This is a genomic window from Cupriavidus sp. 2KB_3 (genome assembly GCF_052115685.1).
Taxonomy (GTDB): Bacteria; Pseudomonadota; Gammaproteobacteria; order Burkholderiales; family Burkholderiaceae; genus Cupriavidus; species Cupriavidus campinensis.
In genome coordinates, this window is record NZ_JBFRHD010000002.1 from 109,205 (window position 1) to 132,676 (window position 23,472).

Sequence of the window (23,472 nt, forward strand, 5' to 3'; positions counted from 1 at the left end):
ATGTTCCGAACAAGCTCTCATGCCGCCATCCGTGTGGCAAGAGCCCACCATCCTTGAGCTGGGTCACCTCGGGGAGACTGACAAGCAAGGCTAGCGGCACGAGCCAGCTTATCGCATGTTCTTACTCTTCAGTGCTTGACCTGCAGCCAAGCGTGCTCTCAGCCGCTGGTTCTCACAGTCCAGTTCGAGACAGATAAGCAACAACGCCCGGTTCCTTTGGAGCTGCGCTTGCAGTCGCTTACGCAGTTCAGCCGATGACACGGTCTTCGCGCTACGCGCCGGCTGGCGGTTGCTGGTAGGGCGAAGGCCCTTGATCCGCTCGACCAACGCTGGATGATGGACATAGAGGCTGGCGCGGTTGACTTGGGCCAATCGGCAGACCGCTGCAATCGACACGGGTAGGTTCTCGTGTCGCTGGAGAGCGAGGACCGCATCGACTCTTTCGACTACTCCAAGTCCGGCTTGCTGCTTTGGCATGTCAAGTCTCCTGCATCGATGTCACGGCCTGACGGCCCGCGTACGAGCTGGGATAGGATTTCTCGGGATCGATCAACCCGAAGTTCGACGATCGCCCGGGTCTGCGCAGGGAGATTGTTGCGCAAGAACGCTTCCTCTCTGCTGAGGCGCTCGTTCCAATACGGACGATGGCGGTCGGTTGTCGCAAAGTTCGCGCAGCTGGCACAAACGTCCGGTGACCGGCCAGCCTCATTCGGGCCTCGCATGTCACCGCCGCAGGCAGACATCGCCTGAGAGTAGACGCAGTATCCCCAGTCACACGGCGCCAGCTGAACACCCTCTGCAATCAACCGTTTGACCATCGACTGGACGGCTTTCTTACCTCGAAGGCGTGGTGCCTCACTGAGCGAGTCAAAGCGTCGCATGAGCACTCTTGCGGCTTTTCCTCCGACGTTGCCGCTCGTCAGAAGATCAGTCAGTGCGATGGCAAGTTCTCTACGGTCTTCTTCCGATATCAGACGTGCCAATGCAATGTCCGAGCCAACATACGAACCATCGGTCAGCGAACGATACACATGCCCGTAGTGATACGCCAACGACTCCAGTGCCTGCTTGTCTCGCAGCACCACAAACCTGGCGAAGGTCTTGCGGGCCATGTGCGGGTGAAGCGTGAATCCGCATTGCGATGGACCTCGTCGGTACGGCGCGTTCGCAAACGCCATCATCTTCGACGCCAACACGCTGACGTCCATCCGGTGCACTGTGCGATCGGGCAGAGGAATTGGTGCTGCCTGGGCCTTCCTCAGAAACAAGGCACCCTGGCGTGCATCGCGGCGGATCTCTTCGTAAAGCTCAACGAGGAATCGGATCACCCCCGCCACTGGTTCGGCGGCGACCCAGCGCCGACGTTGCCCACCTTTTTTTGCCGCGACTCCGTAGACGTAACCAAGGCGATCGTCTGGCTCTCCTTCGTAGCAGAGGCAGTCGGCATCCAGCCGAACCAGCTCGCTGGAGCGCATCCCTACGAGAAACAGCAGTGCGATGATGCATGCGCCTTCGGTAAGAGTCATCAGGCGCGTCACTACGGAATCGATGGGTGAGTTTTCCATGCCAAGGGACGCACGAATTGGCCCGACCCACGCCTCCGTATCCAGGTCCATATACAGCGCGCGCACCTTTCGAAGTCTGGCCAGACGGCTAAGGCCAACGTGTCGACGCCTTTCTTGCCACATGCGGTCGACAATGGATTTCGCAACGTCACCGTGGTGGTCGATCCATTCCAAGGCATCTCGGATGAGCCGTAGAGCCTCCGCTTCCTCGAGGGGCTTCCAGGGTAAATTGGCCCTCGATTTGATGTTGAGCGAGACTTCCAAGCGCAGGGGAGCTGGGTCAACCCGTAGGGAGGCTGGATACTCCCGGCGTAGATGCCACATGTGGTCGAAAAGGGACAACCAGTTCCGCAGCGATGACATCGCCACAATGCCGTCTGGTTCGTGTCGCGCCGAAATCGATCTCAGAAAATCCAGGAGATGATCAGGACTCAACTGAGAAAATCGCCAAAGGTCCCGGGCAGCCATCCAGGCCATCAGGTAGCGCAGTAGTCTGAACCAATTCATGGTCGTGCCCGCACTTACACCAGCTCCGCCGTAGCCCCGTCTATTGACGAGAAGTGCCTCCATCAATCCTTTCATGCTGGAAAGCAAGTAGGCTCTCTGATGCCTGGATCCTCCAGTAGCCGGGAGTGCCTTCAACCAGTTCAACTCCAGAGGCTCATCACCGTACAGTGCCCCAGTGCTGAGGAACCATTTGTTCCGTGTCTTGCGAATAGTACGTTCATGCACAAGCCTACTCCAGCCGAGGAAGCACCCATCGATTCGCCAGACCACGCGCGCGCGCCATCACGGAATCAGATACCGCCGGCAGGATGTCATCGCCGAGAATACGCAACGTGGGCTCGTAGAGTGCTCGGAATCGTATGCTCCATCCTTCTTGAACAGCGCGGGCGCGCGCCCTTTGTAGTTCCTCATAAGTAGCCACGAGCCGCGCAACGACAGTGACATCGTCGAGCGGAATCAGCGCGCCTGGGCAGCTTGCACAACGATGGAATTGCAAACAGGTCTTCCCCGCGACGCTGTTCGGTGCAATTCCCGAGAGAGGATCGCGGCAAGCGAAGCCAAAAACAGTTTCATACAACGCCGAAGGAGTACCAGCAGGGGCAGGACTGTCCGGCGACCTATTGACCTGCTTCTTCATTGCCGAAGTCACGAGCTGTCCCTGAAATCGGGCAATCATCCTTTCGTGTTCGCGTGCGCGGTCCGACGCGGGCGTGTACAGCGCGGTCGTTGTGGGCGACTGGTGGCTCAAGCGTCGTTGAGCCACCTCGATCGACTGTGACGCAAGGTGATGGGCTCGCGCCACGGTGGCCCGAAAGTTGGAGAAGGAAAAGCTATCCAGCCCGTGCCTTTGCACAAATGCATTCAGCTGGTTGTGCAATGATTGCCATGACACCACGGCGGCCACCAACGATTGACGGCGACTCGATGCGACGAATAAGGCGTTCGCCTCTTCTGGTCGGCACATCGAGCGCAATGGCTCATTCAATTGCGCCAATCTTCGGACCAGGTTAGGAGCAGACCATGTCTTCTGGCACGGAAAATCGGCAAACTGCTCCCGGCCGGCGCGGGGCTTTGCCCAAATCAGCCGCTCCAGATCCTCGCGAATAGGATGGGGCTGAACACAATCACACCGAGCCTGTAACAGCGCCATCGGGTTCGCCCCGGTTTGGACGAGGATGGCAAGGTAGAACGGAAACATTTGATCGATCTTGAGGCGCAGATACGAATCAACCTCCGACAGACCGCCGAACTTGCTTGCGAGTTTAAGTGCGGAGCCGCCCTTATTGGCGAGTAGATAAACTTGCCCCGCCGTACCGTCGCGGCCAAAAGAAAGGATGCTTCGAAATGTCCGTTCTAAAAGCGAGCGAGGGTTAGGTGGTCCATGAAACACCCGAAGATGGCAACCCAAACCAATGCGGTACTCGGCCTGCTCAATTTCCTGATAGCAGGCGGTCAAGATACGCTTGACCAACACGTTGGGCAAAGCCCTCGATATGCGTTCTTGCTTGACCACCACAAATGGAGGAACCGTCAGCCGGATACGGCGATCCACGGATTGGGGTACGTTTCTGGTACACCACAGGATGAGTCGACGTACGAAGTTCAGATGAGCCTGGGAGGTCTTCGGGCTATCGGATCGACCGGATAGCCAGCCTTTGAATCGGAGAAGCGCATCCTGTGGCAATCGCGCTTCGTCTATCATCCGCTCGTCTTGGAGTGATCGAGCAAAGTACCGGATGGCGCGCCAGCACTGCATACAATTTTCGATAGACGTGTGGCCGACATTCGCGACAAATGCCCTTGCCAGTGCTCCGGCCACGATGGGACTGAAGCCCGCCTCTTCAAAATCCCAATGGCGAGCGCTGATGTTGCCGGAGCAGGTGATCTTGACTACGCTGCCCGCACACTTGCAATTCACTAGACTTCGCACAAGGTTCCCCCATACAGATAGTCCAGCGCCTCACGGACGGCGTCACTGCAGACGGACATGGCCTGAAGGTAGACCTCGGTGGTTTCCACCGACGCGTGGCCCATCATCACCTGAAGAGTTTTCAGAGAGTTCATCGGATTTCCCCGTGCCGCGAAGCAATCCAGAACATGGAGGACATGAACTGCAAAAGTGTGGCGCAGGTGATGCAGTGTGGCGGGGCTTCCGATGTGATCAGCGCATTCTCGGAAGTGCCTTGTCAGCGACGCGCGTGAGATCGGTGCGCCACGTGCCCCTAGGAAAATCGGCTCCGCGTCTTTCCTGAATGCTACTGGCCTCTCCATAAGGGCGTACCAGCGAGTCTCTTCGACAAGGCTTGGCGGCACGACGATAGTGTGCAGTCTTGACCCCTTTCGAAGTAGTTCGACGGTCACCAGTTGCCCAACTGCGACTCCCAGCTGCTCGGGTGTTGGCAGGTGCTGTAGCGTCAGACTGCAGATCTCCGATCTCCGCAGACCGGTGGTGAGGCACCAGCGGAACATCAGCCGGAATGGCATCCTCGCTATCTGGAAGAGGCGCAGAATCTCCTCTCGTGTCAAGACTCTCGGTAGCCTCTTGTCGACCGCTGCGAGGTACGATTCGCTGCTTCGGCGATAAGTAGCGATGTCTGAGTGCGCTCTCTTTGGTGCCGGATGATTGACTAGATGTCGCCCCAAAGGAGACCGAATTTCACCGCTTCGCTCCCCCCACCGATGTAGTTCAGCTGCGACAACTAAGCGGTGATTGGCAGTGACTGGGGATTTACGACTCTTCTCGCCAGGCAACGGTGCGATAAGGTGGTTGCGATACAGGCCGAGATCCTCCTCCGTAACGTCAACGAGCTTGACCTTCGCGTCGTCCAAATAGCGTAACCACGCGACAACGGCCTCCGCATACGACCTAACAGTGTCTCCAGTCATGCTTCTGCTGCGCAAAGCAAGTTGCGCCAAGAACTGATTTACCAGCCGGACCGGCATTCCAGCTTCGTCGACTATGATTGCCAACTGCCTGAGGTCAAGAAGCCGAAAACCTTCCGTTGGCCGCAAGCTGACTTGGGCGACAGCCAAGACCTGCGAAGGTGTCGCGAACTCTTCATGGGGGCGGACTAATACGACCTTGTATCGGTGTTCAGACAACACATTGGTCTCCAGTTGCGCGCCAACAGTACCTCAAAAGAAGGACTTGCAAACCAGACATACAGTCTGTGGCACCTAATGCCAGAGTTCGAGCGCCGCGTGCTCGAGGTCCTGCGCGAGCCGCTGGAGACCGGCCACATCACCATCTCGCGCGCGGCGGGCCAGTCGGACTTCCCCGCGCGCTTCCAGTTCGTGGCGGCGATGAACCCGTGCCCGTGCGGCTACCTCGGCCACCCGTCGCGGCCGTGCCGCTGCACGCCGGACCAGATCCAGCGCTATCAGTCGAAGGTGTCCGGGCCCTTGCTGGACCGCGTGGACCTGCAGATCGAGGTGCCGGCGCAAAGCCAGCAGGAGATTTTCGATGGCCCGCCCGGGGAGGCCAGCGCAGCGGTACGCGCACGGGCCGTGGCGGCCCGGGCGCGGCAACTGGGCCGGCAGGGCATGCCGAATGGGGAGTTGTCCGGGCGCGCCATCGACGATCACTGCCCGCTGGCGGCCGACGCGCAGGCGTTGCTGCGCGGGGCGATGCAGAAGCTGGGCTGGTCGGCCCGGGCGTACTTCCGGGTGCTGAAGGTGGCCCGGACGATTGCGGACCTGGAAGACGCGGCCGTACTGACCGCCGCGCATGTGGCGGAGGCCATCCAGTACCGGCGCGCGCTGCGGGCGGGTTAGGCCGGGGCTTAGACCGGGGGTTCCACCGGCGGGGGCGGCGGCTCCTCGATCGGCGGGAGGTCAGGCGGGTGGCCGGGCGGCGGGGGCTCGGGAGGCGGCTCCCGGTGCGCGGCGGTCAGGACACTCGGGGCGGTCAAGGCAGTCAGGGCAGAGCGCAGTACAGCAGGCATCGGGGATCTCCGGCAACGGTCTCTCCCCATTGAAGCAAACCCGGCCGGCAGGCGCCAGCCGGATCTTGGCAATCTCCGCCAGAGGGTTCAGGCAGAAGCGTCAGGCCGGATGCCGGCGCACGAAGAACAGCGCCGTGCCCACGGCCACCAGAACGCCGCCGAAGAAGCGGTTCTGCCAGCGCACCGCGCGGGCGTTGCGGAACAGGCCCTGCATGCGCGACGCCAGCAGCGCGTAGCCATGCATGACGACCAGATCCACGCCGCACATCGTCGCGGCCAGGATGGCGAGTTGCGGCCCGAGCGGATGGGTCGGGTCGATGAACTGCGGCAGCACGGCCACCATGAAGATGATGCCCTTGGGGTTCGTCACGTTGGTCAGCAGGCCGGTGGCGAACCGGCGGCGGCGGCTCATCACAGCCACGCGCACGCGGCCCGCCGCGCCTTCGGCATTGCCCTCCCCATCCCCCTGCGACTCGACCTTCGCCCGCCATTGCTGAATGCCGAGATAGATCAGGTAGGCCGCGCCGATGGTCTTGACCACCACAAAGGCCTCTTCGGAGGCCAGCAGCAGCGCGCCCAGCCCGCCGCCAGCGATCAGCAGGATGATCACCAGGCCCAGTTGCAGGCCCATGATCGTCGTCGTGGTCTTCTTCAGCCCGTACGAGAGCCCGTGGCTCATCGACAGCACGGCGCCCGACCCCGGCGAAATCGCGATCACCCAGCACGCGGCGAAATACGCCAGCCACACTTCCCAACGCATCTTGTTCTCCCTGGAACGTCAGTTACATCACAAAAATCTGTCAGAACGGATGGAATCCGGTCAGGAACTGCTCCACCTGCTCGGCCTGCCGTGCGTCGCGGGCGGCGTCGCCCGCCTCCAGCACCACGGCCTGGTACGCGCGCGTGCCGGACGCCACCAGCCGCGCGGTGAGCCGGCGCGGCGATTTGTCCTGCGGCGAGACGCCGGTCACCGTCAATTCCACGCCCTCCAGGGCCACGGGCGGCTTGGCCGCCGATGTCACCGTGATCGCGCGGGTGCGCGCCGGGGCCTCGGGATGGGCGCCGAGGTTGGCCACGAGGCCGGCCTGCATCGACGCCAGCGCCTCGCGGCGCAGCGCCGCGTCGTCGGCGGGCAACGTGACCACGCCCACGGCGAACAGCGTGTCGTCGATGCGGGACGCCTCCATGGTCATCGGCAGCTTGCGCCCGGCAATCGCCACGTCGCGCGCGGCGCTGGTCGGCTTGCCGGGGTAGAGCGCGGCGTACTGGCCTTCGTCGGACAGGATGGTGCGCCAGTCATAGCGCGGCGAGCAGCCGGCCAGCGCCGCCAGCAGCACGAGGACCAGCGACGGCAGGATGGCGTGGGGAAGCGAACGGAGCGGTCGGCGGGGCTGGCGGAGCATGGAGAGCATTCTTATTAGGCAAGCGCGGTAGCGGGTGCGTCTTCGGCCACTCGCACGCCCGCTGGCGCAAGCCGGTATTATCCGGGAAGTCGCGCGCGACCGCTCGTCGCCGCATCGATTTTCTGCGAGTTTCGCCCCCGAGTTTCGCCCCCCTATGCGTCCACGCCTGTCCATCTTTCGTGCCCTGCCCTGGCTAGCGGCCCTGCTGCTGGCCAGCGGCGCCGCCCACGCGGCGGGGGGCCACCTGCCCGCCGTGACCGACGTGGCCGCCCAGACCGCCGCCGCCACCAAGGCCGGCGAGCCGCTGGTGGTGCTGGTCAGCCTGCCCGGTTGCAGCTACTGCGAGACCGTGCGCCGCAACTACCTCGCGCCGCAAGTGGCCGCCGGCGAGATCGCCGCACGGGAAGTGGACATGACCGCCGACACGCCGATCCGCGACATCGACGGCACCATGACCACCGCCAAGAAGTGGGCGCGCGCCCACAATGTTTCCGTGGCGCCGACCGTGCTGTTCCTCGACGCCAACGGCCAGCCCGTGGCCAACGCGCTGCTGGGCTTGCAGGGCGATTTCTACGGCGCCTACCTGGAGCAGGCGCTGGACACCGCGCGCGCCAAGATCGCCCGGAAGTAGAATAGCGACGCCTTGCGCTGATTTCTCGCCGATTTCTCGCCGATCCATCTCACGGGACTGCCTCCCATGTCTGATTCCACCGCCTCCACCGCCCCGAAGCGCCGCCCGATCGTGCCGATCCTCGTCGCCGTGGTCGTCCTTGCCGTGCTGGGTGTCTTCGGCTACCGCGCGCTGGCGCCGTCCAGCACCGTGCCCGCCGCCACCTTCACGCTGCTCTCGGGCGAGAAGGTCAGCACGGCCGACCTCAAGGGCAAGGTCTACCTGATCAACTTCTGGGCCACCAGCTGCACCACGTGCGTCAAGGAAATGCCCGACATGATCAAGACCTACCAGCAGTTCAAGGGCAAGGGCCTCGATTTCGTCGCCGTGGCCATGCACTACGACCCGCCGATGTATGTGGCCAACTTCGCCAAGACGCGCGAACTGCCGTTCAAGGTGGCGATGGACTCCGACGGCACGGCAGCCAGGGCCTTCGGTGACGTGCAGCTCACCCCGACGACCTTCGTGGTCGACAAGAACGGGAAAATTCTCAAGCGCTACGTGGGCGAGCCCGAATGGGAGTCGCTGCACAAGCTGCTCGACGGCGCGCTGGCCAGCGCGGCCTGATTCCGCCGACCTGACGCTCCAAGCCGCCATCGCCAGGCATCGTCTCAGAACGTCTTCCAAAGGTGCCCATTGCGGCACCTTTTTTGTTGCGCGATGGCCCCGTCCTTCCGCCCGGCTTGCCTTGGCCTGCTGTATGGATATACAGTGAGCGCCAGAATTTTCTCAGCCTCCCTCCTGTCCCTGCCCTGCCCGTGCCCCCGGATCCTGTTCTCGACGCTGACGCCCCCGACGTTCCCGCTGACGTCCCCGCCTATCTGTCCCGCCTGAACCCGGAGCAGCGCGCGGCGGCGTCGCACGCCGGGGATGCGCCGCTGCTGATCATTGCCGGCGCCGGTTCGGGCAAGACCAACACGCTGGCGCACCGCGTGGCGCACCTTGTGCTGGGCGGCGCCGATCCGCGCCGCATCCTGCTGCTCACATTCTCGCGCCGCGCCGCCGCCGAGATGGGCCGCCGCGTGGAGCGCATCGTCGATCAGGCGCTGGGCACCAGCACCGGCGCGGGCCGGGCGGCGCTGCAATGGTCGGGCACCTTCCACGCCATTGGCGCGCGGCTGCTGCGCGAGTACGCCGAGACCCTGGGGCTGGCGCCCACCTTTACCATCAGCGACCGGGGCGATTCAGCGGACCTGATGCACGTGGTGCGGCACGACCTCGGCCTCTCCGAGCAGACCTCGCGCTTTCCGCGCAAGGAAACCTGCCTCGCGATCTATTCGCGCGTGGTCAACACCCAGCTGCCGCTGGAAGTGATCCTCAAAACACAATTCCCGCGCTATGCGATGTGGGCGGACGCGCTCAAGGCCCTGTTCGCCGGCTACGTGGCCGCCAAGCAGAAGCAGCAGGTGCTCGACTACGACGACCTGCTGCTCTACTGGGCGCAGGCGCTGACCGAGCCGTCGCTGGCGCAGGACATGGCCGCGCGCTTCGACCACGTGCTGGTGGACGAATACCAGGACACCAATGCCTTGCAGGCGTCGGTCCTGCTCGCGCTGAAGCCGGACGGGCGCGGCCTGACCGTGGTGGGCGACGACGCCCAGTCGATCTACGCGTTCCGGGGCGCCACGGTCCGCAACATCCTCGATTTTCCGCAGCATTTCTCGCCGCCCGCGCATCAGGTGACGCTGGCGCAGAACTATCGCTCCACCCAGCCGATCCTGGCCGCCGCCAACGCGGTGATCGGGCTGGCTGCCGAGCGATTCACCAAGGATTTGTGGTCCCTGCGCGAGTCAGCCGAGAAGCCGGGCGTGGTGGTGGTCAACGATGAGGCCGATCAGGCGCGCTTCGTGGTGGAGCAGGTGCTGGCGCGGCGCGAGGCCGGGCTGACGCTGATGGCGCAGGCCGTGCTGTTCCGCGCCGCCGACCACAGCGCCCAGGTCGAGATCGAACTGGCCCGCCGCAACATCCCGTTCGTGAAGTTCGGCGGCCTGAAATTCCTGGAGTCGACCCACGTCAAGGACGTGATGGCCGTGGTGCGATGGCTGGAGAATCCGCGCGACCGCATGGCCGGCTTCCGCACCCTGCAACTGCTGCCCGGCGTGGGCCCGAAGACCGCCGCGCGCGTGCTGGAGGGGCTGGAAGCGGCCACCGAACCGCTGCTGGCGCTGGAAGCCTTCGAGCCCCCGCCCGCCGCCGCACCAGCCTGGGCCGAGCTGATCGCCCTGGCACGCGGGCTGATGGCGCCTGCCTCGCCGTGGCCATCGGAGTACGAGCAGGTGGTGGCGTGGTACCTGCCGCATCTGGAGCGCATTCACGACGATGCCGCCGCGCGGCAGGCCGATCTCCAGCAGATCGAGCGGATCGCGGCCACCTATGCCTCGCGCGAGCGCTTCCTGACCGAACTGACGCTCGATCCGCCAAGCGCGTCCAGCGACGAGTCCGGCGTGCCCTCGCGCGACGAGGACTACCTGATCCTGTCCACGATCCATTCGGCCAAGGGCCAGGAATGGAAGGCGGTCTACGTACTCAATGCGGTGGATGGCTGCATGCCGTCTGACCTTGCCACGGGCACCACGGAAGAGATCGAGGAAGAACGCCGGCTGCTCTATGTGGCGATGACGCGCGCCAAGGACCACCTCGACATCGTGGTACCGCAGCGCTTCTACGTCCATCAGCAGGTAGGATTTGGCGACCGCCACGTGTACGCGTCGCGCACGCGCTTCCTGCCGAACCGGGTGATGCCGAACTTCTACAGCCGGTCCTGGCCGCCCCCGCCGATGCCCGGCGACGCGCCGGCCAAGGCTCCCCTGCCCCAGGTGGACCTGGCCAGCCGCATGCGCGATATGTGGAAATAGGCCGGGCAGCCGGCTGAAAATCCAATCAGACGAGTTCGACGCCGGCCTGCCGCACTACATCCAGCAAGGCGCCGTCGCGCAGCAGCGCGGCCACGGCCTCGATGTCATCGGTCATGTAGCGATCCATCGCCAGGAACGGCACGCGTGCGCGCACGAAGTGGAACACGGCGCGGCCCGTCGGCGCCAGTTGCTCCACCGCGCCGGCCAGTTCGGCGGCCTGGCAGGCGGCCAGCAGTTCGATGGCCAGGATGTACTGGTTGTTGTCGAGGATGCGGCGCGCGTTGCGGGCCGCAATCAGCCCCATGCTCACCACGTCCTGGTTGTCGCCATTGGACGGCACGCTCTGGATGCTGGCCGGGCTGCAGATCGTCCGGTTCTCGGCGATCAGCGCCGTGGCCGGATACTGCGCGCCGGCAAACCCGCACGACAGCCCCTCGTTGGCGGCCGCCAGGAAGGCCGGCAGGCGGTTGTTCAGGTGCGGGCTCAGCAGCCGGTTCAGGCGGCGCTCGGACACCACGCCCAGCTGCGTCGCGGCGATGGCGAGGAAGTCCATCGCAAACGCCACCTGCTGGCCATGGAAGTTGCCGCCGTGGAACAGCGCGCCATCATCGAAGAACAGCGGGTTGTCGTTCGACGAATTGAGTTCGCGCTCGACCACCGTGGCGCAATGCTCCAGCGTGTCACGCACAGCGCCCAGCACCTGCGGGATGCAGCGCAGCGTGTAGGCCTTCTGGATAAAGACGCCGGTGCCGGTGTTCTTCTCGTCGCCGGCGCGCGTCTTCATCTCGGCGGACAGCTCGCCATGACCGGCCAGGCGGTCGGAATCGGCCAGCAGCGCGCGCAGGTTGGCGGCGGAGCGGATCTGGCCCGGGTGCGGCTTGGCGATGTCGTGGCCGTGGGCCATGAAGGCGTCGGCGGAGGCGGACAGCCCCTCCAGCGCCAGCGCGGCGATGATCTCGGCCTGCGTGATCTGGGCGCGCAATGTCTCCAGCAGCAGGCAGGACACCCCCGTCATGGCCGAGGTGCCGTTGATCAGCGCCAGCCCTTCCTTGTAGGCCAGCGCGATGGGGGCGATGCCGTGCTCGCGCAGCACCTCGGCGGTGGGCGCGGTGCCGCCATCGGCGGTCAGGACCATGCCTTCGCCGATCAGCGTGATGGCCACGTGGGAGAGCGGCGCGAGGTCGCCGCTGGCGCCCAGCGAGCCCACCTGCGGCACGGCCGGCGTGATTCCGGCGTCCAGATACTTCAACAACTGTTCGATGACCAGCGGGCGCACGGCCGAGTAGCCGCGCGAGAGCGCGTTGGCGCGCGCCACCATCATCGCCCGCACTTCGTCGCGCGCGAACAGCGGGCCGACGCCGGCGCAGTGGCTGCGCAGCAGGTTTTCCTGGAGCGCGCGGCCGTGTTCGATATCCACCCAGTTATGAACCAGCTCGCCGAAGCCGGTGGAGACGCCGTAGATCGGCACATTGGCCGAGGCCACCTGCTCGAAGCGCGCGCGGGCTTCGCCCACCTTGTCGAGCACGGCGCCCGGCACCCGCGCGGCGCGGCGGCCACGCGCCACATCGACAACAGCAGGCGCGGTAAGTTGATGGCCGTCGATGTCGGCGGCAGGCAAGGCGGAGCGGGTGACTTCGGACATGGGGCGGATCAGCAATCACAGGGGGCGCACGAGGCGAAGGGCCCCGAGTGTACCAAGCCCGTTACAGTCCGTAGCGCTTGATCTTGTCGTACAACGTGGCCTTGCCGACCTGCAGCAGATCCGCCGCCTGGCTCACCGCGCCACCGGTGCGCGCCAGCGTATCGGCGATGACGGCGCGCTCGTAGTGCTCCATGCGCTCGCGCAGCGGGGTGGAGTCGTCCACGGTGTCCGGCTTGCCGCTCACGCCCTCGGGCACGCCCAGCACCAGCCGGTCCGCCGCGTTGCGCAGCTCGCGCACATTGCCGGGCCACGGGCGCTGCATCAGTGACTGACGCTGCATCTCCGAGAGGATCGGCGCGGGGCGCTGGTAGCGCACGGCCGCCACCAGCATGAAGTGCTCGAACAGCGGCACGATGTCCTCGCGGCGGTCGCGCAGCGGCGGCAGCGGAATCGTCACCACGTTGAGCCGGTAGAGCAGATCCTGGCGGAAGGCGCCCTGCGCCACCAGCCCCTCCATGTCGCCCTTGGCCGCCGCCACGATGCGCACGTCGATCGGCACCGAGGTATTCGACCCCAGCCGCTCCAGCGTGCCCTCCTGCAACACCCGCAGCAGCTTCACCTGGAGCGCCAGCGGCATGCTCTCGATCTCGTCGAGGAACAGCGTGCCGCCTGATGCATGCTCCAGCTTGCCCACGCGGCGCTTGCCCGCGCCGGTGAAGGCGCCGGCCTCGTGGCCGAACATCTCGCTCTCGAAGATCGCCTCGGGCACCGCGCCGCAGTTCAGGGCGATGAAGGGCGCGTCGCGCCGGGTGGACAGCGCGTGGAGGCTGCGCGCCACCAGTTCCTTGCCGGTGCCGGTTTCGCCGTTGATCATCACCGGCACATCGGTGGGCGCCACGTTGGCGATCAGGTCGCGCACGCGCGCCATCGCCGCCGAGCGGCCGATGATGCGCGTGCCCGCCGCCGGGCCCGCCAGCTCGCGCCGCAGGGCCACGTTCTCCAGCTCCAGCGCGCGGCGCTCCAGGGCGCGGCGCACCGTGTCGGTCAGGCGGTCCGCCCCGAACGGCTTCTCGATGAAGTCGTAGGCGCCTTCGCGCATGGCCTGCACGGCCATCGTGATGTCGCCGTGGCCGGTGACCAGGATCACCGGCACGCCGGGCGCGGCGTTGCGGCAGTGGTGGAGCAGATCGAGCCCGCTCGCGCCGCCCAGCCGCACATCGGTGACCAGCACGCCGGGGAAGTCGGCGGACAGATGCGGCATGGCCGCCTCCGCCGAGGGCAGCGCCAGCACCGCGAACCCGGCCAGTTCCAGGCTCTGCGCCGTGGCCTGCCGCACCAGCGGCTCATCCTCCACAAACAGCACGCGCAATCCGTCTTGTATCGCCATCCCTTATTCCTGCTTGCCTTGTCAGGCCGTAGTGGCGGGCTGGTGCGCCCGCCGCAAAGTCACCACGAATTCGGCGCCACCGCCTTCCGCGTTCTGCGCCGTCAGCTGGCCGCCGAACTCGCGCACGATCGACGTGGAAATCGCCAGCCCCAGCCCGAGCCCCTGGCCGATCTCCTTGGTGGTGAAGAACGGCTCGAACAGGCGCGGCAGCACATCGGGCGGAATCCCGGGGCCATTGTCGCGCACGGACACGCTCACCGCCTCGGGCGCGACGTGCACGGTGATGTCGATGTGGCCGGCCTGGCGTGCCTCAGGCCCCTCCCCGGCAATCGCGTCCAGCGCGTTGCCGACCAGGTTCAGGAGCACCTGCTCCAGCTTCAGTTCGTCCGCCCAGACCGCGATTTCGCTGCCTTCCGCCTCGTTGCCTTCCAGCCCGCGCACCGTCAGCGCCACGCCCGCCAGGCGCGGCGTCATCAGTTGCAGCACATGGTCGATGGCGGCGCGCACGCGCACCGCGTGGCGCCGGGGCCGCGCCTTGCCGGCGAACAGCTTGAGCTGGCCGGTGATCTTGCCCATGCGGGCGGTGAGGTCGGCGATCGCGCTGAGGTTGCCCGTGGCGGCGTCCAGCTGGCCGCGTTCCAGCAGCACGCGCGTGTTGTCCGAGAACGTGCGCAGCGCGGCCAGCGGCTGGTTCAGCTCGTGCGTGATGCCGGCGGCCATCTGCCCCAGTGCGGCGAGCTTGCTGGCCTGCACGAGTTCGTCCTGCGTGGCGCGCAGCTCGCCCTCGGTGCGGGTGCGCTCGGCCACCTCGGCCTCGAGTTGTTCATTGATCGCCATCAGGTCGGCCGTGCGGGCCTCCACGCGGCGTTCCAGTTCATCGTAGGCCGCTTCCAGCATGCGGCGGCTGTATTGCATGTCGCGCGCGCGCTGGCGGCGCTGGCGCAGGTTCACCAGCAGCAGGCCGATGCAGGCATAGGCCAGCGCCGCCCCCACGGTGGCGCCGCGCGCGCTGGCCAGCACGGGGTCCAGCGGCGCCATGACCTGCATGGTCCAGCCGGCCGGACCGACCGGGCGGCTGATCTCCAGGTAGCGGTCGCCCCGGTCAGCCGTGAGCCCGATGCCGCCGCCCGGGCTGCCGGGCTCGCCATCGGCGCCCAGGCGCACCAGCCGGGTGTCCTCGCCCAGCACGGTGTCGCCGAGCCAGCGCGTGACCGGCGAGTCCAGCGCCAGCAGCGGCAGCGGCGTGACCGCCTGGTCGTGGTACTGGCGGGTGTTGTGCAACTCCGCCTGGAGTTCGGGCGGCAGCGGGCGCAGCGTGCGGTACTGCCAGGCTGGCACGGACGAGAGGAAGATCACGCCGTGGTCGTCGGCCACCATCAGCGGCTCCGCCCGGCCTGCGCCGGCGCGCTGGAACCACTCCAGGTTCAGCTTGACCACGGTCACGCCGATGACCTTGCCGCCCGACTCGATCGGCTGGGCGATGTAGTAGCCCGGTTCGTCGCTGGTGATGCCGATGGCGTAGAAACGGCCCACCTCGCCCCGCGCCGCGCGCTGGAAGTACGGCCGGAAACGGTAGTCGGTGCCGACGAAGCTGCCCGGCTCGCCATGGTTGCTGGCGGCCAGCGCCATGCCGTTGGCGGCAATGACATAGGTGGCGGAGGCGCGCGCGCGCCGGTTCACATCGACAAGATAGTCATTGACCGCGGCAATCCGTGCCGGGTCCTGGGGGGCGGCCAGCAGCCCGCGCACCGAGGGGTGCAGGGAAACCAGCGCGGGGAGGAATTCGTAGCGGTCGAGCGTGGACTCGAGCGTGGCGGCGTAGCGCTCGGCGCGCATGGCCGTGGATTGCTGCAGCGCGGCGAGCCCGCGCTGCACCGACAGCAGCCAGGTCAACCCGCAGAGCAGCAGCAGGCCGGCCAGCAGGGCGCCGGCAAAGCCATACCATCGCGGGCCAGGCCCGGGCGCATGCACGGAACCCGGCGCCGCAGGGTCATGTACGGCTAGAAAATCGTCGGAATGAGGCATCGGCGCGCACGAAGGGTCTCGCGCCGATGATACCCGTTGCCGGGAAATGTCAGCGGGCCGCGTCGGCCAGTCCGACGGAGTCATCGTCGCCACGCAGCACACGGTTCAGGCGGGCACGGTCCAGCTCCTTTTCCCAGGCCGAAACCACCACGGTGGCCACGCCGTTGCCGATGATGTTGGTCAGCGCGCGGCACTCGCTCATGAAGCGGTCGATGCCAAGGATCAGCACCATGCCGGCCACCGGGATGGTCGGCACCACGGCCAGCGTGGCCGCCAGCGTGATGAAGCCCGAGCCGGTCACGCCGCTGGCACCCTTGGACGTCACCATGGCCACGGCCAGGATCGTCAGCTGCTGGAGCAGCGTCAGCTCGATGCCGGTGGCCTGGGCGATGAAGATCACCGCCATCGTCATATAGATATTGGTGCCGTCCAGATTGAACGAGTAGCCCGTGGGCACCACCAGCCCCACCACCGACTTCGAGCAGCCCAGGCGCTCCATCTTCTCCATCAGATGCGGCAGCGCGGCCTCGGAGGAGCTGGTGCCCAGCACGATCAGCAGTTCTTCCTTGATATAGGCGACGAAGCGGATGATCGAGAAGCCCGTGAACTTGGCCACGGTGCCCAGCACCACCAGCACGAACACGATAGCCGTGAAGTAGAACGTGCCGATCAGCTTCAGCAGCGGCACCAGCGAGCCCAGGCCGTATTTGCCGATGGTGAACGCCATGGCGCCGAACGCGCCGATCGGGGCCACCTTGGTGATCACGTGGACGATGTGGAAGAACACCTTCGAGACCTGGTCCACCATCTCATGCACGATCTTGGCGCGGTCACCCAGCACGGCCAGCGCCGAGCCGAAGAACAGCGAGACCAGCAGGATCTGCAGGATGTCGCCATTGGCGAACGCGCTGAAGACCGTGTCCGGGATGATGTGCATGAAGAACTCGGTCGTGCTCTGGCCGTGGGCCTTGGACACGTACTGCGAGATCGACTTGGTATCCAGCGTGGCCGGATCGATGTTGAAGCCCACGCCCGGCTTGAGCACGTGCGAGGCCACCAGGCCGATCAGCAGCGCGAAGGTCGAGACGATCTCGAAGTACAGCAGCGCCTTGCCGCCCACGCGGCCCACCTTCTTCATGTCGCGCATGCCGGCAATGCCGGACACCACGGTACAGAAGATGATCGGGCCGATGATCATCTTGATCAGCTTGATGAAGGCGTCGCCCAGCGGCTTCATCTCCACGCCTGTGTCGGGCCAGAAATGGCCCAGCAGGATGCCCACGGCAATCGCGAACAGCACCTGCACGTACAGGATCTTGTAGAAGGGTTTCCTCATGATGTCGTCCTCGGTGTTTTGACCGGTGCCGGGCGCTCGGGGCGCCCGCTTTGCACGCCTGGCGGATTGCGGCGCGTCTGAAGGTAACTATTTGCAACAGGCATGCCACCGAGGCAGAAACCTACAAGCCGTTGATTTGGCAGGATTTTTGATTTTTCGGACGAGAGCTCCGTCTGGCTTTCCGGAAATCCGGACGGGGCCGCTCCGGGTTTCCGGAAGCCGATGCGGCGAGGGGATCGCCTTGCAAGGGCATCACGAATCACATTTGACCGGATAGGGCGGCGCGCCACCGCCCCATCGCCCGTCAGATTCCGGAAATCCGGGCAGCCCCGCATGGCGGAACGCGGAGTCTGACAACGTATAATTCCGTGCTTCCCCAACGCCATCGACGCATCGCGCCCCGCGCTAGCGCGCCCGAGCATGAGCAGCTACTACCAACACCACGTCTTCTTTTGCCTGAACACGCGCGACGACGGCAAAGCCTGCTGCGCCGACCACAACGCCCAGGCCATGCAGGAATACGCGAAGAAGCGTTGCAAGCAGCTTGGCATTGCCGGTGGCGAGGGCCGCGTCCGGATTAACAAGGCGGGCTGCCTGAACCGGTGTGAACTCGGGCCGGTGCTGGTGGTCTACCCCGAGGCCGTCTGGTACACCTTCGTCGACGAGCAGGACATCGACGAGATCATCGACAGCCATCTGGTGAACGGCAAGCCGGTCGAACGCCTGATGCTCGACCGCTGATCCGCCTCGCCGTGCCCGCCGGGTCCGCCCGGTTTTTTTGTTGCCCGCTGTCTTCGTCTGCTGTCTTCGTCCCGCTCCGCACCCCTGCCCCTGCCACCATGAACGCGCATACCCAGGTCACCACGATTCCCGGCCCCGTCGGCGCCATCGATATCTCGATCGACCTGCCGCAGGGCGTGCCCGTGCGCGGCCTGGCGCTGGTGGCCCACCCGCACCCGCTGTTTTCCGGCACCAAGGACAACAAGGTGGCACAGACGCTGGCGCGCACCTTCGTCGCCCTCGGCTACGCCACGGTGCGGCCGAACTTCCGCGGCGTGGGCAACTCGGCGGGCGAGCATGACAAGGGCATCGGCGAGCAGGACGACCTGCTGGCCGTGGTGGACTGGATGCGCACCCAGACCGCGTGGTCACCGGACGTCGCCACGCTGCCGCTGGCGCTGGGCGGGTTCTCGTTCGGCAGCTTCGTGCAGACGCACGTGGCGCGGCGGCTGGCCGAGGCCGGCACGCCGGCGCAGCGCCTGGTGCTGGTGGGAACCGCCACCAGCCGCTGGGACGTGGCGCCGGTGCCGGCCGACACCATCGTCATCCATGGCGAGCAGGACGAGACCGTGCCGCTGGCCAGCGTGCTGGACTGGGTCCGCCCGCAGGAGCTCCCGGTCATCGTCATTCCCGGCGCCGACCATTTTTTTCATCGCAAGCTGCACCTGATCAAGCAGCTTGTCGTCAACGCGTGGGACCGGTGATCCGTCCCGTCCGCGCAACCCTCATCCGTTGGAATTCGCACCTATGCTGAACAGAGCCACGCCGCGCCTTGCGTCCGCCCTTGCCCCCGCTTTTGCTCCGATGGCATTCGCCGTCACCGTCGCGCTCGCCGCCGCCCCTGCCGCCGTGCTGGCGCAGGGCGTGCCGACCCCGCAGGTCGCTGCCAAGTCCTGGATGCTCTACGACGTGACGAGCGGCCAGGCGCTGGCCTCGCAGAACGCGGACCTGCGCATCGAGCCGGCCTCGCTGACCAAGATCATGACGGCCTACCTGGCCTTCCAGGCGATCAAGGAAAAGCGCCTGACGCTGGACCAGACCGTGGTGCCGACCAACGTCGTGCTGAAGGTGAAAAGCGACGAATCGCGCATGTTCATCGAGCCGAACAAGCCGGTCAGCGTGCAGGACCTGCTGATGGGCCTGATCGTCCAGTCCGGCAACGACGCCGCGCTGGCGCTGGCCGAGGCCGTGGGCGGTTCCGAGGAAGGCTTCGTGGCGATGATGAACCGCGAGGCCCAGCGCATGGGCCTCAAGGGCACGCACTTCACGAACACGGACGGCATTCCCGACCCGGAGCACTACACCACGGCGGTGGACCTGGCCACGCTGACCACGCGCCTGATCAAGGACTTCCCCGAGTACTACGGCATGTACTCGCAAAAGGAGTTCACCTATAACAAGATCAAGCAGCCGAACCGCAACCGCCTGCTGTACATCGATCCCACCGTGGATGGCGTGAAGACGGGCCACACCAAGTCGGCCGGCTACTGCCTGATCTCGTCGGCGCAGCGCCCGCTCACCAACGTGCCGAACGGCAACCGCCGCCTGGTGTCGATCGTGATCGGCACCACCAGCGAGCAGGTGCGCACGCAGGAAAGCCTGAAGATCCTGAACTACGGCTTCCAGTTCTTCGACACCCTGCGCCTGTACGACAAGGGCCAGGTCCTGGCCACGCCCGAGATCTACAAGGGCGCCGCCGGCACGGTCAAGATCGGCGTGTCCAACGAGACCTTCGTCACGGTGCCCAAGGGCACGGGCGGCCGCCTGAAGCCGGTGCTGGAGCGCCAGGAACTGCTGCTGGCCCCGATCGCGGCCGGCCAGCAGGTCGGCACGGTCAAGCTGATGGACGGCACCACCAAGGTGGGCGAGTTCCCGGTGGTGGCGCTGGAAGACGTGCCCGAGGCCGGCTTCTTCGGCCGCCTGTGGGACACCATCCGCCTCTGGTTCAAGCGCAAGTAATCCGCACTCACGCGAGAGCACGAACATGACGACCGAATCGAACGATGGTCAGCTGCCCGGCGGCATTCCGCCGCAGGCCTCGCTGATCGAGTATCCGAGCGACTTCCCCATCAAGGTCATGGGCGCGATGCAGGACGGCTTTGCCGAGGCAATCGTGACCCTGGTGCAGGACTTCGACCCGAACTTCCATGCCGGCAAGATGGAGATGCGTCCGTCGCGCAACGGCAACTACCTGGGCCTGACCGTGACGGTCTGGGTGACCAGCCGCGAGCAGCTGGACGATTTGTACCGCGCGCTGACGTCGCATCCGATGGTGAAGGTGGTGCTGTAAGCGCATGAACGTCATCACGCTCAAACCGGGCAAGGAAAAGTCCCTGCTCCGCCGCCACCCCTGGGTGTACGCCACCGGCATCGCCTCCACCGAGGGCCGGCTGGAGGCCGGCGCCACGGTGGTCATCCGCGCCGCGGACGGCCGTTTCCTGGCGCGCGGCGCCTACAGCCCCGAGTCGCAGATCCGCGCGCGGGTGTGGACCTTCGACGAGAACGAGCCGGTCGATCACGCGCTGTTCAAGCGCCGCGTGGCCGCCGCGCTGGCCCATCGGCGCCAGTGGGTGCGCGATACCGACGCGGTACGGCTGATCTTCGGCGAGGCGGACCGCCTGCCCGGGCTGGTGGTCGACTATTACGGCAACGGCGACAAGGGCCAGCTGGTCTGCCAGTTCAACTCGGCCGGCGTGGAGCAGTGGAAGGATGCGCTGGTGCAGGCGCTGGTCAAGGAGACCGGCTGCCCCAACGTCTATGAGCGCTCCGACGCCGCCGTGCGCCAGCGCGAGGGCCTGCCGCTGGTGACCGGCGTGCTGGCCGGTGCCGAGCCGGACCCCGAGCTGTCCGTGACCGAGCACGGCGTGCGCTACTACGTGGACGTGCGCAACGGCCACAAAACCGGCTTCTACGTCGACCAGCGCGACAACCGCAAGCTGGTGGGCGACCTGGCCGCAGGCCGCGAGGTGCTGAACTGCTTCTGCTACACGGGCGGCTTCTCGCTGGCCGCGCTGCGGGGCGGCGCTACGGCGGTCACGTCGATCGATTCGTCGGGCGAGGCGCTCAAGATCGCCGCGAACAACGTCACGCTGAACGGCTTCGACGCCGAACGGGCCACCTGGCTCGACGCCGACGTGTTCAAGACGCTGCGCGAGTTCCGCGCCGAGGGCCGTCAGTTCGACCTGATCGTGCTGGACCCGCCCAAGTTCGCCCCGTCGGCTCAGCACATCGACCGCGCGGCGCGTGCCTACAAGGAAATCAACCTGGTTGGCATGCAGTTGCTGCGGCCAGGCGGCCTGCTGTTCACGTACTCGTGCTCGGGCGCCATCAGCATGGAACTGTTCCAGAAGATCGTGGCCGGCGCGGTCACCGATGCCCGCAGCGATGCGCGCATCCTGCGCCGGCTTTCGGCGGGCACCGACCATCCAATGTCGGCGGCGTTCCCGGAAGGGGAATACCTGAAGGGCCTGCTGCTGGAGAAGGTGTAAGGAAGGTCTGAGGAAAGTCTGAGGGACGCCGGGACACCCCGGTATATACCCTCGGTTTTGACTTCTGACGGTCATATTCACCGTCTATGCTTCGTCTCGCGGTGGGGCATTGGCAGGTGTCTCACTGCCTCTTCTTATCAGTCTTCGTGGTAATTGCCCCGCCTACCCGGCGGGGCATTTTTTTGTCCGCTGGACGCCCGATGGATGCCTGATCGGAATCGAAGCGTGCCTCTAGGCCGGCGGCGGCGCCGGGGATCGCATCCGGACTGAAAGTCCCTATAATCGAACGACCGTTCAATTCTCGACCCGATCAGAGGAGATCTCATGCCCGCCGCCAAGACCTTGCCGCCCATCCTGCAGAACCTGGCCCTGCCCGTCATCGCCTCGCCGATGTTCATCGTCAGCTATCCGGAACTGGTGCTGGCGCAGTGCAAGGCCGGCATCGTCGGCTCCTTCCCCGCGCTCAACGCGCGCCCGGCGGAGCTGCTCGACGAGTGGCTCACGCAGATGCAGGAGGACCTGGCCGCGTTCCAGGCGGCGAACCCGGGCAAGCGGGTGGGTCCGATCGCCGTGAACCAGATCGTCCATGCCTCCAACGCGCGGCTGGAACACGACGTAAAGGTCTGCGTGGACCACAAGGTGCCCATCTTCATCACCTCGCTGCGCGCGCCGGTCAAGGAAATGATCGATGCCGTGCACAGCTATGGCGGCATCGTGCTGCACGACGTGATCAGCCTGCGCCACGCCGAGAAGGCCATCGAGGCGGGCGTGGACGGCCTGATCCTGGTGGCGGCCGGCGCCGGTGGCCATGCCGGCATGCTGTCGCCGTTCGCGCTGGTGGGCGAGGTGCGCAAGATCTTCGACGGCCCCATCGCGCTGTCCGGCTCCATCGCCACCGGCGACGCCGTGCTGGCCGCCCAGGCCATGGGCGCCGACTTCGCCTACGTGGGCACGCGCTTCATCGCCTCGCAGGAAGCCCACGCGAGCGCCGAGTACAAGCATTCGATCACCAGCGCGGCGGCCTCCGACATCGTCTACACGAACCTGTTCACGGGCGTGCACGGCAACTACATCCGCGAGAGCATCAGCAATTCGGGGCTCGATCCGGACAACCTGCCCGTGGCGGACAAGACCAAGATGGATTTCTCGAGCGGCAGCTCCAAGACCAAGGCGTGGAAGGACATCTGGGGCGCCGGCCAGGGCGTGGGCCAGATCGAGGACATTCCCACCGCCGGCGAGATCATCGCGCGCATGAAGACCGAGTACGACGCCGCGCGCGCCCGGCTCGGACTGGTACGATAGGGGCGTTTTTTCGCCCTGAGCGTACCCCTCGCCCCTTTTTGCCCTTCCTTTGCAACCGACCGACTCCGAACGCCCCGCCGGCGACACCCGCCGGCCCCGCTCCCCAGGCAACGTCAGCGACGCGCTCACGCACCGTGAGCGCGTGATCCGGGCATTCTGGGTCACCTGCGGCGTGGTATCGCTGGTGCTCGGCTTCATCGGCATTTTCCTGCCGCTGCTGCCGACCACCCCGTTTGTCCTGCTGGCGGCCGCCTGCTTCGCGCGCGGCTCGGAGCGGTTCCACGACTGGCTGATCTCGCACCCGCGCTTCGGCCCGCTGGTACGGGACTGGCAGGCGCATCGCAGCATTCCGCTGCGCGCCAAGTGCCTCGCGCTCTCGATGATGTGGATCTCGATGGGGACCACCGCCTGGCTGCTGCGCGGGCGGCCGGTGTCCTCGCTGACGCTGCTGGCGGTAGGCGCCGCCGTGACCATCTGGATGGTGCGGCTGCCTACCCGGCCCCGCGGTGGTTATGGCGAGGCGGGCGGGGAGTCGCCCCAGCCGCCGCGCTCTTCCCAGTAAGCCGCC

General features: G+C 66.0%; 20 protein-coding genes and 1 pseudogene. 11 read left to right on the forward strand and 10 right to left on the reverse strand.

Annotation, left to right across the window (positions count from 1 at the left end):
- Window positions 1–108: 108 nt before the first annotated feature.
- The 4 genes from AB4120_RS02275 to AB4120_RS02290 all read right to left on the reverse strand — a co-directional run bounded on the left by AB4120_RS02275 (window position 109) and on the right by AB4120_RS02290 (window position 5,015).
- The gene (locus tag AB4120_RS02275) at window positions 109–477 is read right to left on the reverse strand and encodes a hypothetical protein (RefSeq protein WP_441641817.1); all 369 of its coding nucleotides are present in this window, start codon (window positions 475–477) and stop codon (window positions 109–111) included.
- Window positions 447–1,739, reverse strand: coding sequence for a hypothetical protein (locus AB4120_RS02280; protein ID WP_441641818.1), 1,293 nt, complete (start codon window positions 1,737–1,739; stop codon window positions 447–449). Before AB4120_RS02280 ends, AB4120_RS02275 begins: the two co-directional genes overlap by 31 nt.
- Window positions 1,740–2,301: 562 nt before the next feature.
- Window positions 2,302–3,624 (reverse strand): hypothetical protein, encoded by a 1,323-nt coding sequence (locus AB4120_RS02285; RefSeq protein WP_441641819.1) that lies wholly within the window; start codon window positions 3,622–3,624, stop codon window positions 2,302–2,304.
- A 365-nt stretch (window positions 3,625–3,989) separates the two neighbouring features.
- On the reverse strand, window positions 3,990–5,015 hold the full coding sequence (locus AB4120_RS02290) for a tyrosine-type recombinase/integrase (protein WP_441641840.1): 1,026 nt from the start codon (window positions 5,013–5,015) through the stop codon (window positions 3,990–3,992).
- A 237-nt stretch (window positions 5,016–5,252) separates the two neighbouring features.
- Here AB4120_RS02290 and AB4120_RS02295 point away from each other — a divergent pair.
- Window positions 5,253–5,846, forward strand: a pseudogene (locus AB4120_RS02295) (ATP-binding protein); the annotation flags it as partial.
- A 270-nt stretch (window positions 5,847–6,116) separates the two neighbouring features.
- Here AB4120_RS02295 and AB4120_RS02300 read toward each other — a convergent pair.
- A complete protein-coding gene (locus AB4120_RS02300) occupies window positions 6,117–6,776 on the reverse strand; it encodes a LysE family transporter (protein ID WP_149136823.1) in 660 nt (219 codons plus the stop codon).
- A gap of 40 nt (window positions 6,777–6,816) precedes the next feature.
- Window positions 6,817–7,419 (reverse strand): hypothetical protein, encoded by a 603-nt coding sequence (locus AB4120_RS02305; protein WP_149136824.1) that lies wholly within the window; start codon window positions 7,417–7,419, stop codon window positions 6,817–6,819.
- Between the two features lie 154 nt (window positions 7,420–7,573).
- On the opposite strand from AB4120_RS02305, the gene AB4120_RS02310 reads away from it, so the two are divergent.
- The 3 genes from AB4120_RS02310 to AB4120_RS02320 all read left to right on the forward strand — a co-directional run bounded on the left by AB4120_RS02310 (window position 7,574) and on the right by AB4120_RS02320 (window position 10,944).
- Window positions 7,574–8,050 carry a thioredoxin fold domain-containing protein gene (locus AB4120_RS02310; RefSeq protein ID WP_441641820.1) on the forward strand — a complete coding sequence of 159 codons (477 nt, stop codon included), beginning with the start codon at window positions 7,574–7,576 and terminating at the stop codon, window positions 8,048–8,050.
- A gap of 66 nt (window positions 8,051–8,116) precedes the next feature.
- Entirely contained in the window at window positions 8,117–8,656 is a 540-nt protein-coding gene (locus tag AB4120_RS02315; RefSeq protein ID WP_149136825.1) for a TlpA disulfide reductase family protein, read from the forward strand.
- A 191-nt stretch (window positions 8,657–8,847) separates the two neighbouring features.
- Complete coding sequence (locus AB4120_RS02320; protein ID WP_187645090.1) at window positions 8,848–10,944, forward strand: ATP-dependent helicase; 2,097 nt, start codon at window positions 8,848–8,850, stop codon at window positions 10,942–10,944.
- A 25-nt stretch (window positions 10,945–10,969) separates the two neighbouring features.
- Here the strand turns inward: AB4120_RS02320 and cmdF are convergent, their stop codons facing one another.
- From cmdF to AB4120_RS02340, 4 genes are all read right to left on the reverse strand, one after another.
- Complete coding sequence (gene cmdF / locus AB4120_RS02325; protein ID WP_149136826.1) at window positions 10,970–12,586, reverse strand: tyrosine 2,3-aminomutase; 1,617 nt, start codon at window positions 12,584–12,586, stop codon at window positions 10,970–10,972.
- Between the two features lie 61 nt (window positions 12,587–12,647).
- The gene (locus AB4120_RS02330; RefSeq protein ID WP_316248502.1) at window positions 12,648–13,967 is read right to left on the reverse strand and encodes a sigma-54-dependent transcriptional regulator; all 1,320 of its coding nucleotides are present in this window, start codon (window positions 13,965–13,967) and stop codon (window positions 12,648–12,650) included.
- Window positions 13,968–13,994: 27 nt separating this feature from the next.
- The gene (locus AB4120_RS02335) at window positions 13,995–15,998 is read right to left on the reverse strand and encodes a sensor histidine kinase (protein ID WP_441641821.1); all 2,004 of its coding nucleotides are present in this window, start codon (window positions 15,996–15,998) and stop codon (window positions 13,995–13,997) included.
- Window positions 15,999–16,047: 49 nt separating this feature from the next.
- Window positions 16,048–17,334, reverse strand: coding sequence for a dicarboxylate/amino acid:cation symporter (locus tag AB4120_RS02340; protein WP_149136828.1), 1,287 nt, complete (start codon window positions 17,332–17,334; stop codon window positions 16,048–16,050).
- A 420-nt stretch (window positions 17,335–17,754) separates the two neighbouring features.
- On the opposite strand from AB4120_RS02340, the gene AB4120_RS02345 reads away from it, so the two are divergent.
- The 7 genes from AB4120_RS02345 to AB4120_RS02375 all read left to right on the forward strand — a co-directional run bounded on the left by AB4120_RS02345 (window position 17,755) and on the right by AB4120_RS02375 (window position 23,466).
- On the forward strand, window positions 17,755–18,075 hold the full coding sequence (locus AB4120_RS02345) for a (2Fe-2S) ferredoxin domain-containing protein (protein ID WP_149136829.1): 321 nt from the start codon (window positions 17,755–17,757) through the stop codon (window positions 18,073–18,075).
- Window positions 18,076–18,173: 98 nt separating this feature from the next.
- Entirely contained in the window at window positions 18,174–18,818 is a 645-nt protein-coding gene (locus tag AB4120_RS02350) for an alpha/beta hydrolase (RefSeq protein ID WP_144199022.1), read from the forward strand.
- A 43-nt stretch (window positions 18,819–18,861) separates the two neighbouring features.
- Complete coding sequence (locus AB4120_RS02355) at window positions 18,862–20,073, forward strand: D-alanyl-D-alanine carboxypeptidase family protein (protein ID WP_441641822.1); 1,212 nt, start codon at window positions 18,862–18,864, stop codon at window positions 20,071–20,073.
- 25 nt (window positions 20,074–20,098) lie between these two features.
- Window positions 20,099–20,404: a YbeD family protein gene (locus tag AB4120_RS02360; RefSeq protein WP_149136831.1), complete on the forward strand. Its 306-nt coding sequence runs from the start codon at window positions 20,099–20,101 to the stop codon at window positions 20,402–20,404.
- A 4-nt stretch (window positions 20,405–20,408) separates the two neighbouring features.
- The gene (locus tag AB4120_RS02365) at window positions 20,409–21,602 is read left to right on the forward strand and encodes a class I SAM-dependent rRNA methyltransferase (RefSeq protein ID WP_149136832.1); all 1,194 of its coding nucleotides are present in this window, start codon (window positions 20,409–20,411) and stop codon (window positions 21,600–21,602) included.
- A 324-nt stretch (window positions 21,603–21,926) separates the two neighbouring features.
- Entirely contained in the window at window positions 21,927–22,904 is a 978-nt protein-coding gene (locus AB4120_RS02370) for an NAD(P)H-dependent flavin oxidoreductase (protein ID WP_149136833.1), read from the forward strand.
- Window positions 22,905–22,953: 49 nt separating this feature from the next.
- A complete protein-coding gene (locus tag AB4120_RS02375; RefSeq protein WP_392388466.1) occupies window positions 22,954–23,466 on the forward strand; it encodes a YbaN family protein in 513 nt (170 codons plus the stop codon).
- Window positions 23,467–23,472: the final 6 nt, after the last annotated feature.

Excerpts from the sequence above, each read along its gene's own strand:
- AB4120_RS02275 (WP_441641817.1), bottom strand. The coding sequence starts at position 477 with ATGCCAAAGCAGCAAGCCGGACTTGGAGTAGTCGAAAGAGTCGATGCG.
- AB4120_RS02290 (WP_441641840.1), bottom strand. The coding sequence starts at position 5,015 with ATGCCGGTCCGGCTGGTAAATCAGTTCTTGGCGCAACTTGCTTTGCGC.
- AB4120_RS02300 (WP_149136823.1), bottom strand. The coding sequence starts at position 6,776 with ATGCGTTGGGAAGTGTGGCTGGCGTATTTCGCCGCGTGCTGGGTGATC.
- AB4120_RS02305 (WP_149136824.1), bottom strand. The coding sequence starts at position 7,419 with ATGCTCCGCCAGCCCCGCCGACCGCTCCGTTCGCTTCCCCACGCCATC.
- AB4120_RS02310 (WP_441641820.1), top strand. The coding sequence starts at position 7,574 with ATGCGTCCACGCCTGTCCATCTTTCGTGCCCTGCCCTGGCTAGCGGCC.
- AB4120_RS02315 (WP_149136825.1), top strand. The coding sequence starts at position 8,117 with ATGTCTGATTCCACCGCCTCCACCGCCCCGAAGCGCCGCCCGATCGTG.
- cmdF (WP_149136826.1), bottom strand. The coding sequence starts at position 12,586 with ATGTCCGAAGTCACCCGCTCCGCCTTGCCTGCCGCCGACATCGACGGC.
- AB4120_RS02335 (WP_441641821.1), bottom strand. The coding sequence starts at position 15,998 with ATGCCTCATTCCGACGATTTTCTAGCCGTACATGACCCTGCGGCGCCG.
- AB4120_RS02340 (WP_149136828.1), bottom strand. The coding sequence starts at position 17,334 with ATGAGGAAACCCTTCTACAAGATCCTGTACGTGCAGGTGCTGTTCGCG.
- AB4120_RS02345 (WP_149136829.1), top strand. The coding sequence starts at position 17,755 with ATGAGCAGCTACTACCAACACCACGTCTTCTTTTGCCTGAACACGCGC.
- AB4120_RS02350 (WP_144199022.1), top strand. The coding sequence starts at position 18,174 with ATGAACGCGCATACCCAGGTCACCACGATTCCCGGCCCCGTCGGCGCC.
- AB4120_RS02355 (WP_441641822.1), top strand. The coding sequence starts at position 18,862 with ATGCTGAACAGAGCCACGCCGCGCCTTGCGTCCGCCCTTGCCCCCGCT.
- AB4120_RS02360 (WP_149136831.1), top strand. The coding sequence starts at position 20,099 with ATGACGACCGAATCGAACGATGGTCAGCTGCCCGGCGGCATTCCGCCG.
- AB4120_RS02365 (WP_149136832.1), top strand. The coding sequence starts at position 20,409 with ATGAACGTCATCACGCTCAAACCGGGCAAGGAAAAGTCCCTGCTCCGC.
- AB4120_RS02370 (WP_149136833.1), top strand. The coding sequence starts at position 21,927 with ATGCCCGCCGCCAAGACCTTGCCGCCCATCCTGCAGAACCTGGCCCTG.